We start from the raw sequence: 13,736 nt of genomic DNA, 5'->3' as shown, positions 1-13,736 counted from the left end.
CTCCGGAAGACCAGATGTATCCGCTCGTCTACATCGCGCGCCACGGCCAGACGCAATGGAACACCGAGCGTCGCCTTCAGGGTCAGGCCGATACCGACATCAACGAACTTGGACGCCAGCAGGCGACTGGCAACGGCCGGCGCCTGGCCGCGCTGATCGGCAAGGGCAAGGATTTCGACTTTGTCGCCAGCCCGATGCGGCGCACGTGCGAAACCATGGAACTGATGCGGGCAGCAATGGGGCTCGACCCGCTCGCGTACCGGACAGAACCTCGTCTGGTGGAATTGAGTTTCGGCGACTGGCAGGGTTTTACGTTTCGGGAGCTCGAGGCCCGGCATCCTGGATCGACGCATGGACGGCGCGCCGCCAAATGGGATTTCCAGCCGCCCGGCGACGGCGCGGAAAGCTACGAGATGCTGCTCGAACGGACAAAGCCGTGGTTCGACGCGCTTGACAGGCAGACGGTCTGCGTCACCCATGGCGGTGTGATGCGCTGCCTGTTCCGCTTTGTCGTGGGTCTGTCCAAACAGGAGGCCGCTGGCCTGGAGATCCCGCAGGACCGGCTGCTCCGGCTGGAAGGCCGGAGCCTTGAGTGGCTGTAAGCTGACTGCGCAAGGCGCGACGATTCACGTCACGCCGGAACCACCCGAATTAATTGGCGTCGCTGTCCGGTAGCTGCATATCCGTGACCACGTTCTCGCCGTTGGTGACGTCAAACGCAATCACGATGTCCATGCCCGGCTGCAGCGCGTCGAGATCGGTCTCGGCGTTGAGCTTGTAGGACTTGCCGTCGTCCAGGGTCAGCGTCAGCGTGTCCTTGTCGACCTTCTTGATCAGGCCTTCGGTTTGACCGGCGAACGCGGCGGCGGTGGAAATCAGCAGCATGGCGGCAACAGCGCCAATCAGGGTACGCATCGTCGTCCTCTTTGGTCATTGCGCCGGCACTATCGCGGCGGATCCTCAACGGCGGATGGAAGAGAGCAGAAACCAACCGAATGTGTCAAAACTAAATCCGCGGGATCACAGTTTGATGCACCGGATCACCGTTCGTTCGTTGTGGAAAAACGCAACTGGGTGGCAGCCTTCAGCCGGCTCCACGGCCGGGCGGCGTGGCAGGCGGCTAGGAGACCGGGGGGCCGGGAACGGACGTGTCGAGCCGTTGCTGCGCGAACGGCAGTCCGAGCCTGAAATTCATTGATGAGGCGCGAGCCGTCCAGCCGGGTTTGGGAGGCTCGACATATTTCGACAGGTGGATTTCCACCGAGCCGGCACTCTGCGGGCTGGCCAGTATGAGACGGACAACTCTTTGGTTGGCGACAAATCTGTAGTCGCGGATGGGGAAAAGCTGCTTGCCATCGATCGTTACAGACGTATCGACCGATATGGCATTGCTCTCCGGCGGTGCCTTGACGCCCACAAGATCGATTATCTGGATGGTGTTGGGTTGCTGAACGTCCAGCGTCACGGTTCTGTCTTCGGATGTCGAGGCTAGTATCGGTACATCCCGACGTTGCACGGTCACGGATGCGATGAGCAAGATGATGAGCGCGCCCGTTGCAACTGCGACTGCTCCTCTTCGCCAAAAGGTGGATGGCTTCAGTTTATAGGCGACGATCCCCAACGCGATGGGAAACATCCACTTGTAGTAGTGGACGTTGAAATAACGAAACATGCCGGTTGGAACGCTGTCCCGATAGCTCGCATAGACAACCAGATGCACGGCCATCATCAAGCCGGCCACGCGCATGAAAAGAGGCGCCGGGAAAACGGTGAAAACAATCGCCAGAACGACGACGGTGAAGAGGATGGGGATCACGCTGATCCAATCGGCGTTGAACTCCAGGAAATAGACCTGTGAGGCAACAAGGAGCGAAAAGAGCCGCTCCGGAACCTGGAAAATGTCGAAGCCAATTCCTCCAGCGACTGCGTGGAAATATGTGCCGGCCAGCGTTCCAGCGCTCAGGTAATTGAATGTTGTGAAGAACAGCACCGGCAAGGCAAACCCAGCCGCCCCGGCGCCTATGGAAACGATCCCCTTTCTGCGCGGGTCGGGTTCATTGCCCACCGCCATCGCCACGACAAGCGACGCATAGGCGATCGCAGCCGGAGCAGTCGTGGCGAAGTCCGCGGGACGAACGGGGATCTGGGCGCCGACAACAATGCCGAACAGGAACGCGTTGGCCGCGAATGTCGATGCGGGGAGCGAGGATTCCCTCAGCCGATCGAAGCGGTCGAGAAGCACAAGGGTCGCGGCCAGGAGGAAAGCGCTAAGGGTGCTGGTCCACGCAACAACCCACTGAAGTCCGATGATCGGGTATCCGACCATACCCGCCAGAGTGAGAAGAGCGGCAGGGGCCGGCCCTAGATGTGGTCGAAACAGGCGGAACACCAGCAGAAAGAAACCGCCCATCAACGCGAGGTTGACCAGATAGAAGGGGTGCATTTCCGAAATCGGTAGAAAGAGCGCACCGATGAGAGGATAAAGCGGCGGATAGAAATGCGATGCAGGCCTGAGATCGAGGACGGAGAAGGCCTTCGCGGACTTCCAGTAGAGACCCTGGTCTATCCATCCCCACCAGCCCAGTGGATATTGCGCGCTGTTGCCGGGAACCGAAGGGTAGGTCGAATATCTGTACTGATAGAGGCAAAACAGGACAAGCAGCGCCAATGGCAGAGCCCATGCATTGACCAGTCTCAGGACTGAAGATCCACGCATGGAATGCACCGGCTAGGTCTGAGTATGATCGCCGGCAACGATGGCGATGTTCGAACTGAAGGGGCCGAGCCTGATCCCCGTCATCCAGACGCGCGGCGCCTTGGCTCCCGGCCATTCTCGCCTGATCAGATCGCGGCTGAGAAAGTCCAGGTTCTCCGGCTTCGTCCAATATTCCATCGATGATTTGCCAAGCAGCGCGCGGAACGCGGATGGCGAATAATGAAGAAGCGGCAGCCCGGTGTGATGTTCGACCGGGAACCAGCGGTTGGGGACGGTGATGAAGACGGAGCGGCCAACCCGCAAATGCTCCAGGATGAATCGCTTGCGCTCCCGCACGCCCCCGACATGCTCGAGGACCGCGTTGGACGTCGCTATGTCGAACGACTTGTCCGCAAAAGGCAGCGGTTCATTGGGAACGATTTGCCGAAAGGTGGCGGAGGGGTAACGTGCCTTGACCTGCTCGCCGGTTCCGATCCCTGCGCAAGTCACTTTTCCCGGCCAAGGGTAGGATTTTTCGAGGAAATTGGCGCCTTCATTCTCGTCGTCGGAAACGCCGATATCGAGAACGGTAGTTTGCGGGGAGGGACGCATCTGTTCAATGAACAGATTGAACATGTTCCGTCTGGCGGTCTTGAGCAGGCGCATTGCAAACGAATTCGACGCCCCGTCGCGATAAAAGACGGAGTCGATGTTCTCGTCGCCGGGCGCTTGATGCTGATCAGCGGCCATTTCCATCACCCCAGGCTTCGATGGCCGTTGAAAACCATTCGGTCGTACAGAGCGTAGTTGACGACGAGGCCTGCAATCGCGCCGAGCAGATACGCGGGCACATGGTAGAAATTGGCGTCAATTTTGCTGGCCTCGTTCAACACGACGAGGTTCGCGCCCATCCCGATGAAGGATGCAATCAGATATTTGCCGTACTCGGCGGTTCTGTTTTGCATGCGGCCGTCAACGAAAGTCATGCTCCGGTTCAGGATCCAGGTCACGGTCATCGCGACCAGGCTTGCCAACACGCGCGCCGTGATGATCGAGCCGCCAAAACCGTACACGAAGCCGAAGAACACGACCGCGTCAGTGACGAACCCAATGCCCCCGGCAAAGAGAAAGCGCGCCATTTTCGCGCTCGTCACGCTCACCGCTGCACCGATCGGTAGGATAGATAGGCAAGCAGCTTCGCCTCCTTGCGGCCGCGCGCCACGCTATCGAGAATGAGGCCGGCGAATACGGAAAGGAATGCGAGGATCATTGCTGCCGACACCGCTATCAAGGTCGGAAAGCGGGGCACCAATCCGGTGGAGAGATAGTTGAGGAAGACGGGCGTGCCGAATCCAATCGCTATCAGCGCCAGAGCCGCGGCGATCGACAGGAAAAACGGAAGCGGCAGCAGGTCGCGGATCAAGTGGAAAATCACCCACAGGATGCGAAAGCCGTCTTTGTAGGTCGCCAGTTTGCTCAACGAGCCCGCGGGCCGCTCCTTGTAATGCGTTTCGATCTCGCTCATCGGTACGCCAAGTTCCAGCGCATGGATCAGGAGTTCGGTCTCGATCTCAAAGCCCGCGCTTACCGCCGGAAATGTTTTTACAAACCGACGTGACAGCGCCTTGTAGCCGGACAGCATGTCCCGGCTTTGGTCGCCGAAGAAAAGCGAAACAAGCGATGTAAGCAGGCGGTTTCCGATGAGGTGGCCCGGCCTGAATGCCAGCTGGCTGGCATGAGCGCGTGCTCCATTCACCTTGTCGTATGGTCCGGACAAGAGCTCGAGGACCATGGCAGGCGCCGCGGAAGCATCGTATGTCGCATCGCCGTCGACGATCAGGTACACGTCCGCGTCGATATCGGAAAACATCCGCCGCACCACATTGCCCTTGCCCTGCCGATGCTCACGGCGGACAGTCGCGCCAGCGGATGCGGCTACCGTCGCGGTGTCGTCGATCGAGTTGTTGTCATAGACATAAATGCGGGCTTTCGGCAGAGACTGGCGAAACTCGGCCACCACGGTCGCGATGGTCGCGGCTTCGTTGTAGCAGGGTATGAGCGCCACGATTTCAATTTCGTCATGCGCGCTGCCCGGATGCCTGGCCTGTTCCGTCAGCGGCAGGTCGGCGCGATGCGCGCCTCGATTGCCGACGCCATATTCCCGACTGACAGCCAAGTTCGCTCCGAAGATTTGTCCGGCTCGCTAGCTAGCCGATACTGGCGGCCTTGCCAATCCCAAAAGGAAATCCCAACTCCTCCGCGCCCAACCAGGCAGCTACCTTACTTGCGTGATCCATAATATACTGGAGGGACCGCTTCCCGGCCTCGGTAGCTTCATGGAATGGTCGGGCGACAACAGCTGGTATTAATTGGCCGGCACAACGTTTGTTGTTCAGTCGATGCCGTGACGATGGCTCAGCGAGAGTTATTGCGCGGTGGTTCGACAGCGAACGATGCCGCTGTAGCCGTGAAATCATCCATGATGCTGGATCCACCGGTTTGACCACTGTGGAAAACGCCAATAGAAGGCAGCGTGCAGCGCCGCGCGTCCTTTTGGGCGCGCAAAGGACGCTGCACCACTTTAGACTTCCGGCTCCGCCGCCGGGCAGGGCGCTTTTCCATGTCTCACAACACCTTCGGTCATCTCTTCCGCGTCACCACCTGGGGCGAAAGCCACGGGCCGGCACTCGGCTGTGTTGTCGATGGCTGCCCGCCGGGCATCCGCTTCACCCGTGCCGAAATCCAGGCCGAACTCGACAAGCGCCGGCCCGGCCAATCGCGTTTCGTGACGCAGCGCCGCGAGCCCGACGAGGTCAAGATCCTCTCCGGCTTCATCCTCGACGAGGATGGCGAGACGATGATCACCACAGGCACGCCGGTCTCAATGCTGATCGAGAATGTCGACCAGCGCTCGAAGGACTATGGCGAGATTTCCCGCCAATACCGGCCGGGCCATGCCGACTACACCTACGAGGTCAAATACGGCCTGCGCGACTACCGTGGCGGCGGCCGCTCCTCGGCCCGCGAGACGGCGGCGCGCGTGGCGGCCGGCGCGCTCGCCCGCAAGGTGGTGCCGGGCATGGTGGTGCGCGGCGCCCTTGTGTCGATGGGCGAAAAATCCATCGACCGCGCCAACTGGAACTGGAATTTCATCGGCGATGCGGAAAATCCGTTCTTCACGCCGGACCCGGCGTCGGTTCCCGTCTTCACCCAATATCTCGACGGCATCCGCAAGGCGGGTTCCTCCGTCGGCGCGATCATCGAGATCGTCGCCGAGGGGGTTCCAGCCGGTCTCGGCGCGCCGATCTATGCCAAGCTCGATCAGGACATCGCGTCCGGGCTGATGTCGATCAACGCCGTCAAGGGCGTCGAGATCGGCAACGGGTTCGAGGCCGCCCGCATCACGGGCGAGCAGAATGCCGACGAGATGCGCATGGGCAATGACGGTAAGCCGGTGTTCCTGTCGAACAATGCCGGCGGCATCCTGGGCGGCATCTCGACCGGCCAGCCGATCGTCGCCCGTTTCGCGGTCAAGCCGACCTCCTCGATCCTGACTCCGCGCAAGTCGATCGACAAGGACGGCAACGACGTCGACGTCATGACCAAGGGCCGCCACGATCCGTGCGTCGGCATCCGCGCCGTGCCGATCGGCGAGGCGATGGTTGCCTGCGCGATTGCCGATCACTATCTGCGGCACAGAGGACAGACAGGGAAGGGAATAGGCAGTAGGGAATAGGCAAAAGGCCAGCCTGCCGCCCTACATTTTTTCCTTTTCCCTACTGCCTTACTGCCCTATTCCCTGCGAGCGAAGCGAGCCGCCAATGCCTTACGACCAGAAGAAGATCGTCGAAGCCATCCGCGCCTTCGAGCGCGGCGAGATCGTCGTCGTCATGGACGATGACGGGCGCGAGAACGAGGGCGACCTGATCGTTGCCGCCGTCCACTGCACCCCGGAAAAGATGGCCTTCATCGTCCGCAACACCTCCGGCATCGTCTGCACGCCGATGCCGCGTGAGGAGGCAAAGCGCCTCAATCTGGCGCCGATGGTGGCCGACAACGACTCCGCCCACACCACGGCCTTCACCGTCAGCGTCGACTTCAAGCACGGCACCACGACCGGCATTTCCGCCGACGACCGCACACTGACCGTGCGCAACCTCGCCAACGGTAATGTCGGCGCTTCTGATTTCGTCCGCCCCGGACATATCTTTCCGCTGATCGCACGCGAAGGCGGCGTGCTGATGCGTTCGGGCCATACCGAGGCCGCCGTCGACCTTTGCAAGCTCGCTGGCCTTCCGCCGATCGGCGTCATTTCCGAGCTGGTCAACGACGACGGCACGGTCAAGCGGGGCCCGCAGGTGCAGGCTTTCGCGGAAGAGCATGGCCTGAAGCAGGTTTCGGTTGCCGATCTCATCGCCTACCGGCAACGCAAGGAAACGCTGGTCGAGCGAGTCGCCTGCTCCGACATCGACACCCTCGGCGGCAAGGCGCAGGTCTTCACCTACACGCTGCCCTGGGATTCCATGCACCACGTCGCGGTCGTCTTCGGCGATATCCGCGATGGCGAAGAGGTGCCGGTGCGCCTGCACTCCGAGGACGTCGTGACCGACGTGTTCGGCACCAGCCATCGGCTCGACGGCATCATGAAAGCGATGGGCGAACGCAGGCGCGGCGTCATCGTCTACCTGCGCGAGGGCTCGGTCGGCGTCGCCCACCAGGAACGCAAGCGGCCGGCGAGCGGTGACCGCGAGGACCACGAAGAGGCACGTCGCCGCGAGAACGAATGGCGCGAGATCGGCCTCGGCGCGCAGATCCTCAAGGATCTGGGCATTTCCTCGATCAACCTGATCGCCTCGCGCGAGCGCCACTATGTCGGCCTCGAAGGCTTTGGCATTCACATCGCCAAGACGGAAATTTTCTAGCCATTTGGGGGCGTTGGGATGAGCTTCGAGGCCTATCTCAGTTGCTTTGAAGATGGCGAGGAAAGCTATTTTCCGACGTCGGTCGTCGAGGATGCCTTCGCGCCGTTCATCACCAGGCGTGAAGCTGAATTCTCATGCTGGGTCGTCACCTATGACGATGCTTCGTCGGCCGACCTCTATCTCAATTTCGACCCCGGCGATGCCTCGCGATGTTCCGGCTTCACCGTCGCGCGGCCAACGGACGATCCGCGCTTCTACGAAGCGCTGTGGAAAATCCTGCGTGTCACCTGCTCGGTCGTCTATTGCGCCGGAGAATGCCCGCCGATGGTTGGGCGTGCCGAAACCATACCTCACCTAGACCCGGATATGGTCGAGACACTGGGAAGTCCTGTCGTCGTTCTCGATGGGAACGCGATACGCGAGAGGCTTGAGCAGTCGTAGAAAGCGACGCTCCTTTAAAGAAGCTGCGCCCGGTCCTCTCGAACCGGGGGCTTGGTAGATCACTCAGCGGGAACGGCGGCCGCGTCGCATCCGTCCAACTCGCATGTGTGGGTGGCCAGGCTGCGCTGGCCGATCAACGCCGTAAGCAACGCGATAACCCCGGCAGCCACCGAGACCCAGAACCCGTTGCGGGCGCCGAATTCATCCACCACCGCGCCGGCGGCAAACGAGCCCAACGCCATGCCGATGCCGATGCCGGTCATCACCCAGGTGATGCCCTCGGTAAGCATCGCTTCCGGCACGTGGCGCTCGATCAGGCCGAAGGCGGTGATGAAGGTCGGCGAGATCGCCACGCCGCTGATGAACACGGTCAGCGCCAGGAGCGGCACTGAGCCGGCGGTAAGCGGCAGCAACGTGCCGAGCGCCACGAGGGCGATCGCGATGGCCAACTGGCGTTGCAGCGGCGCCTTCAGATTGAGCGCGCCGACGACGAGGCCGAGCACGAACGATCCCAGCGCATAGACACCGATGACGAGGCTGGCGGCGCCTGGCTGGCCGAGCTCCTTGGTGATCGCCACCGTGCTCACTTCCGTCGTGGCAAAGGTCGCGCCGACGAAGATCAGGGCAAAGGTGATGATCTGGACCGGCCGCAGCCGGATTGCCGATCCGCGCGCGCCATGCTGCGCCGGCCGCACGCCGGGTTCGGTCGCGCGCTGCAGGATGAAGGCCGCCGAGCCGAAGGCGAGGAACAGGGTGCTTACAAGCATGCCCGCTTCCGGGAAGAGCGCGGTGCTCAATCCCACCGACAACGATGCCCCGGCGATATAGACCAGCTCGTCCGCCGCAGACTCGAAGGCGAAAGCCGTGTTCAACTCCGGGCGATCCCGGAAGATCTCGGTCCAGCGGGCGCGTACCATCGCCGGGATGCTGGGCATGGCCGCGGCTAGCAGCGCCGAAGCAAATAGCGTCCATATCGGCCATCCCTGGTTGGCTGCCGTGATCAGAGCTGCGAAGGCGAGCACGGAGATCACCGTCGTCGGCACGACGATGCGCGTCTGGCCGAGGCGGTCGACCAGCCGGGATATCTGCGGCGCGACGAATGCGTTGACCAGCGCGAAGCTCGCCGAAACGGCGCCGGCCAGCCAGTATTCGCCGTGGGTCTGCGAAAGCATGGCGACGATCCCGATCGGCGCCATGGCGATCGGCAGCCGGGCCACGAAACCGGCCGCGGCGAAGCCCTTGCTGCCGGGAGCTCGAAAGATTTCCGAATAGGGGTTCTGCATGGTCTGGCTCCTCGACAAGGGAAGGATCGACAACTACATACGCTGCGTATGAATTCAGATATGTCATACGCCGCGTATGTCAATTGGCATACGAAGCGTATGTGAATAGGGCCAGACGCCATGCACCGACCTCGCAAGGAGATGATCGCCGAGACGCGCGCCAAGCTGATCGCGGCGGCCCGCCACGCTTTCGGCACCATCGGCTATGCCGACGCCTCGATGGATGATTTCACCGCTTCGGCTGGGCTGACGCGCGGCGCGCTCTATCATCACTTCGGCGACAAGAAGGGATTGCTGCAGGCGGTCATCGCCGAGATTGACGGCGAGATGGCTGCCCGGGTGAACGAGGTGGCGGCGCGGGCGCCGACCCGCTGGCAGCGTTTCGTCGACGAATGCACCACCTATATCGAACTGGCGCTGGAGCCGGAGATCCAGCGCATCATGTTCCGCGACGGCCCGGCAGTGCTTGGCGATCCGGCCCAATGGCCGAACGCCAGCGCCTGCACGGCGTCAATGACCGATCACCTGACCAGCCTGCAGGAGGAGGGGGTGGTCGTGCCGGACCTCGATCCAGAGACCGCTGCGCGGCTGATCAATGGCGCCAGCAGCCAGGCCGCGCAGCGGATCGCCAATTCGCAGGATCCCGAAGCGACGTCGAAAAAGGCGGTGACGGCGTTCAAGCAACTGCTCGACGGCTTACGCAAGAAAGATTGACCGCTCGGGTAACTGTAGCGACGGATTTGTGCACCGGTTTGAGACCGGCACGACATGAGCTCCGATTGACAATGGCCAGAGGGAGCGCATCCTCTCCGGCCAACTCTGAGGCGGGAGAGTCGGGCCATGTGGGACTTCAGCATCGGCAGGTCGGTGTCCATCATGATCAGGACCTGGCCTTTCATCGTCTTTCGCATGATCGTCTATTTCGGCATCACGCTGGCCTACATCATGGCGACCGGCACCGGCGCCAGCGTCGGCTACGGCGTCGGCCACATCTCCACCGACCCCGACGGGCCGCTCTCCTTTGCGCTGTGGGGCGGGGTCGTCGGCTTCGGCGTCGTGTCCGTTGCGGTCTACTGGATCCGCGAATACATCCTCTACGTCCTCAAGGCCGGCCATATCGCCGTCATGGTCCATCTGATCGACGGCCAGGACGTTCCCGACGGCCAGAACCAGATTTCCTATGCCAGGGCCGTGGTGACCGAGCGCTTCGCCGAGGCCAATGTGCTGTTCGTCATCGACCAACTGGTCAAGGGCGCCATCCGCGCCATCACCGGCCTTGTCGGCGGCATCGCCGCCTTTCTGCCCATCCCCGGGCTGAACGGTGTTGTCAGCTTCATCAACACGGTGATCCGCATGTCGCTGACCTATGTCGACGAGATCATCCTCGGCTACAACATCCGCATCAACTCCGCTTCGCCCTTCGAGACCGCCAGGCAAGGCGTCGTGCTCTATGCGCAGAACGGCAAAACCATGGTCAAGAACGCGGTGTGGCTGGCGGTGATCATGTGGGGCGTGTCCTTCGTGATCTTCCTGCTCATGCTGGCGCCCGCCGGCGCCATTCTCTGGTTCATGCCGGGGCAGCTTGCCGGCTGGGCTTTCGTGCTGGCAATCGTCTTTGCCTGGGCCTTTAAGGCAGCCTTCATCGAGCCCTTCGCCATCGCTTCACTGATGCAGGTCTATTTCGCCACCATAGAGGGCCAGGTGCCCAACCCCGACTGGGACCACAGGCTGGCGGAAGCCTCCTCGAAATTCCGCGAGCTCAAGGACAAGGCGCTGGCGTCCTTCGGCGGCTCGCGCTGGACGCAGCCGGCACCCCAATAGCCGGAAGCCTGACCTAATCCCTGTTGAACGTTACCTTTTGGCGGCGCGAAAACATGGCCAAACCGGTCTTGCGCGCCTATATCGGGGCATGGTCACCAGGCTTTACACCCACCCGGTCTTCCTCGAACACCTAACCCCACCCGGCCACCCCGAGCGGCCCGACCGTCTGCGCGCCATCGAGCGCGTGCTGGATGACGAGGCATTTTCGGCGCTCGACCGCGTCAAGGCGCCAGAAGGCGACGAGGCCACCATCCTCTATGCGCATCCCGAGGATCACGTCGCACGCGTGCGCGCCGCAATCCCGGAGACGGGCATTGTCTCGGTCGATGCCGACACCAGCGCCAGCCCGAAGAGCTGGCAGGCGGCGGTGACGGCGATCGGCGCCGCCAACGCCGCCGTCGACGATGTCTTCGAAGGCCGCGCCGCCAATGTTTTCGTCGCCGCCCGGCCACCCGGGCATCACGCCGAGAAGAACACGGCCATGGGCTTTTGCCTGTTCAACACCGCGGCGATCGCCGCCCGCCATGCGCAGAAGCAGCACCAGGCCGAGCGCGTCGCCATCGTCGACTGGGACGTCCATCACGGCAACGGCACGCAGGACATCTTCTGGGACGATCCGTCGGTGCTCTATTGCTCGACGCACCAGATGCCGCTTTATCCCGGCACCGGCGCCAGGAGCGAAACGGGCGCCGGCAACATCGTCAATGCGCCGCTGGCGCCGCGAACCGGCAGCGACCTGTTCCGCGACGCCTTCCTGTCGCGCGTGCTGCCGTCGATCGACAATTTCGCGCCCGACCTCATCATCATCTCTGCCGGATTTGACGCGCACCATCGCGATCCGCTGGCCGAGATCAACCTGACCGAGGAGGATTTCGACTGGGCGACCGGCCAACTGATGGAGCGCGCCGGGCGCCACAGCGGCAACCGGCTCGTCAGTCTGCTCGAGGGCGGCTACGATCTGCAGGGATTGGCATTTTCGGTCGCCGCCCATGTCGGGCGGCTGATGAAGGGATAGAGTATGGCAGGCGAAGGCAACGAGGACGTCAAAGCGATGAGCTTCGAGCAGGCGCTCGACGCGCTGGAAAAGATCGTCGATGATCTGGAACGTGGTGACGTGCCGCTCGACCAGTCGATCCGCATCTACGAGCGCGGCGAGGCGCTGAAGGCGCATTGCGACCGGCTGCTCAAGGCGGCCGAGGACAAGGTCGAGAAGATCAGGCTGTCGCGTGACGGCAAGCCGGTTGGCACGGAGCCGCTTGACGCCGAGTAGTTCGGAAACGGGGCGGGGCAGAGGAAAGCAGGCAGGAGTCCAAGCGATGTGCCGAAACATCAAGACCTTGTTCAACTTCGAACCGCCGGCGACCAATGACGAGGTCCATGACGCGGCATTGCAGTTCGTGCGCAAGCTGAGCGGCTCGACCAAGCCCTCCAAGCGCAACGAGCATGCCTTCAACCAAGGGGTCGAGGCGATTGCGGCCGCGGCGCGCGAATTGCTAGATTCGCTTGAAACGACACAGAATCCGCGCAATCGCGAGGAAGAGGCGGCCAAGGCAAGGGCCAGATCCGCCCTCCGCTTCGCCTGAGGGGATCGGATGAGCTTCTTTCCGGGAAACGATCCTGAGCCCGGCGATGCGTTCGCCTGCGACCAGATCGAGTTGATGGTCATTCCCAACGCCAAGGACATTGGCGGCTTCGAGGTGCGCCGCGCCTTGCCCACGGCAAAGCGCCGTCTGGTCGGGCCGTTCATCTTCTTCGACCGCATGGGTCCGGCCATCCTGCGCGCCGGCCACGCCATAGACGTCCGCCCGCATCCGCATATCGGGCTTTCGACCGTCACCTACTTGTTCGACGGCAAGATCAGGCATCGCGATTCTCTCGGCACCGAAATGGTCATCGCGCCGGGCGACGTGAACCTGATGACCGCCGGTCGCGGCATCGTCCATTCCGAGCGCACGCCTGAGGAATTGCGCGGCGCGCCGATGTCGATCTCCGGCCTGCAGACCTGGCTGGCGCTGCCCGACGGCAAGGAGGAGGTCGCCCCGGTTTTCCAGAACACCGCGGTGATCCGCTTGCCCGAGATCGATGCCGAAGGCGTCAGCGGCCGCGTCGTCATCGGCGATTTTTCTGGACTGCGCTCACCCGTTTCGACCGCCTCGGACACCCTTTATGCCGATCTGAGGCTGGCGGCAGGCGCCAGCGTCAAGATCCCGGCCGATGCCGAGGAACGCGCCATCTACACGCTGGAAGGCGAGGTCTCGATCGCCGGAGACCGTTTCCCGGCCGAGCGGCTTCTGGTGTTCAAACCGGGCGAGGAGATCGTCATTTCGTCCGAGCGCGGCGCCCATTTCATGCTATTTGGCGGCGCCTCGCTCGGTTCAAAGCGCTACATCTGGTGGAATTTCGTTTCTTCGTCGAAAGAGCGCATCGAGCAGGCCAAGGAAGAATGGAAGACGGGCCGCTTCGATATCGTTCCTGGAGACGAGGAAGAGTTCATTCCGTTACCGGACAATTAACGCCAGAGCCACCCGCGTCACTGACACGCATTTACATTCGCCGGGCGGCGTCCTATTTCGC

The 13,736-nt window shown here is 62.3% G+C and carries 16 protein-coding genes; 10 read left to right on the top strand and 6 right to left on the bottom strand.

Translation table 11 applies throughout. The annotated features are described in order from the left end of the window. Positions 1 to 14 precede the first annotated feature (14 nt). On the top strand, positions 15 to 602 hold the full coding sequence (locus JG743_RS25450; RefSeq protein ID WP_202293709.1) for a histidine phosphatase family protein: 588 nt from the start codon (positions 15 to 17) through the stop codon (positions 600 to 602). Between the two features lie 49 nt (positions 603 to 651). On the opposite strand, the gene JG743_RS25445 is transcribed toward JG743_RS25450, so the two are convergent. The 5 genes from JG743_RS25445 to JG743_RS25425 form a co-directional block, all read right to left on the bottom strand. Further along, positions 652 to 915, bottom strand: a complete 264-nt coding sequence (locus JG743_RS25445; RefSeq protein ID WP_202293706.1) for a DUF1344 domain-containing protein — start codon at positions 913 to 915, stop codon at positions 652 to 654. Between the two features lie 205 nt (positions 916 to 1,120). Then, positions 1,121 to 2,668, bottom strand: a complete 1,548-nt coding sequence (locus JG743_RS25440; protein ID WP_202293703.1) for a hypothetical protein — start codon at positions 2,666 to 2,668, stop codon at positions 1,121 to 1,123. 60 nt (positions 2,669 to 2,728) lie between these two features. After that, a complete protein-coding gene (locus tag JG743_RS25435; protein WP_202293700.1) occupies positions 2,729 to 3,445 on the bottom strand; it encodes a methyltransferase domain-containing protein in 717 nt (238 codons plus the stop codon). Positions 3,446 to 3,450: 5 nt separating this feature from the next. Further along, positions 3,451 to 3,834 (bottom strand): GtrA family protein, encoded by a 384-nt coding sequence (locus JG743_RS25430; protein WP_202293697.1) that lies wholly within the window; start codon positions 3,832 to 3,834, stop codon positions 3,451 to 3,453. 17 nt (positions 3,835 to 3,851) lie between these two features. Further along, positions 3,852 to 4,760, bottom strand: coding sequence for a glycosyltransferase family 2 protein (locus tag JG743_RS25425; RefSeq protein ID WP_342215672.1), 909 nt, complete (start codon positions 4,758 to 4,760; stop codon positions 3,852 to 3,854). Between the two features lie 555 nt (positions 4,761 to 5,315). Between JG743_RS25425 and aroC the strand changes: the two genes are divergently transcribed. The 3 genes from aroC to JG743_RS25410 all read left to right on the top strand — a co-directional run bounded on the left by aroC (position 5,316) and on the right by JG743_RS25410 (position 8,058). Next, the gene (gene aroC, locus JG743_RS25420; protein ID WP_202293695.1) at positions 5,316 to 6,431 is read left to right on the top strand and encodes a chorismate synthase; all 1,116 of its coding nucleotides are present in this window, start codon (positions 5,316 to 5,318) and stop codon (positions 6,429 to 6,431) included. An 85-nt stretch (positions 6,432 to 6,516) separates the two neighbouring features. Next, on the top strand, positions 6,517 to 7,617 hold the full coding sequence (gene ribB, locus JG743_RS25415; RefSeq protein ID WP_202293691.1) for a 3,4-dihydroxy-2-butanone-4-phosphate synthase: 1,101 nt from the start codon (positions 6,517 to 6,519) through the stop codon (positions 7,615 to 7,617). A gap of 18 nt (positions 7,618 to 7,635) precedes the next feature. Beyond that, entirely contained in the window at positions 7,636 to 8,058 is a 423-nt protein-coding gene (locus tag JG743_RS25410) for a hypothetical protein (RefSeq protein WP_202293688.1), read from the top strand. A 59-nt stretch (positions 8,059 to 8,117) separates the two neighbouring features. Here the strand turns inward: JG743_RS25410 and JG743_RS25405 are convergent, their stop codons facing one another. Beyond that, positions 8,118 to 9,341, bottom strand: a complete 1,224-nt coding sequence (locus JG743_RS25405) for an MFS transporter (protein WP_202293685.1) — start codon at positions 9,339 to 9,341, stop codon at positions 8,118 to 8,120. Positions 9,342 to 9,461: 120 nt separating this feature from the next. On the opposite strand from JG743_RS25405, the gene JG743_RS25400 reads away from it, so the two are divergent. The 6 genes from JG743_RS25400 to JG743_RS25375 all read left to right on the top strand — a co-directional run bounded on the left by JG743_RS25400 (position 9,462) and on the right by JG743_RS25375 (position 13,675). Continuing rightward, the gene (locus tag JG743_RS25400; RefSeq protein WP_202293682.1) at positions 9,462 to 10,055 is read left to right on the top strand and encodes a TetR/AcrR family transcriptional regulator; all 594 of its coding nucleotides are present in this window, start codon (positions 9,462 to 9,464) and stop codon (positions 10,053 to 10,055) included. A gap of 126 nt (positions 10,056 to 10,181) precedes the next feature. After that, positions 10,182 to 11,162: a hypothetical protein gene (locus JG743_RS25395; RefSeq protein ID WP_202293679.1), complete on the top strand. Its 981-nt coding sequence runs from the start codon at positions 10,182 to 10,184 to the stop codon at positions 11,160 to 11,162. An 88-nt stretch (positions 11,163 to 11,250) separates the two neighbouring features. Further along, positions 11,251 to 12,177 carry a histone deacetylase family protein gene (locus JG743_RS25390; protein ID WP_202293676.1) on the top strand — a complete coding sequence of 309 codons (927 nt, stop codon included), beginning with the start codon at positions 11,251 to 11,253 and terminating at the stop codon, positions 12,175 to 12,177. Positions 12,178 to 12,180: 3 nt separating this feature from the next. Further along, positions 12,181 to 12,432, top strand: a complete 252-nt coding sequence (locus tag JG743_RS25385; protein ID WP_059186707.1) for an exodeoxyribonuclease VII small subunit — start codon at positions 12,181 to 12,183, stop codon at positions 12,430 to 12,432. 46 nt (positions 12,433 to 12,478) lie between these two features. After that, entirely contained in the window at positions 12,479 to 12,745 is a 267-nt protein-coding gene (locus JG743_RS25380; RefSeq protein ID WP_202293672.1) for a DUF2277 domain-containing protein, read from the top strand. A gap of 9 nt (positions 12,746 to 12,754) precedes the next feature. Then, positions 12,755 to 13,675 carry a pirin family protein gene (locus tag JG743_RS25375; protein ID WP_202293670.1) on the top strand — a complete coding sequence of 307 codons (921 nt, stop codon included), beginning with the start codon at positions 12,755 to 12,757 and terminating at the stop codon, positions 13,673 to 13,675. The last annotated feature ends 61 nt before the right edge of the window (positions 13,676 to 13,736 follow it).

The organism is Mesorhizobium sp. 131-2-1 (assembly GCF_016756535.1).
Taxonomy (GTDB): Bacteria; Pseudomonadota; Alphaproteobacteria; order Rhizobiales; family Rhizobiaceae; genus Mesorhizobium.
This window is presented reverse-complemented; position numbering and strand designations above follow the sequence as displayed.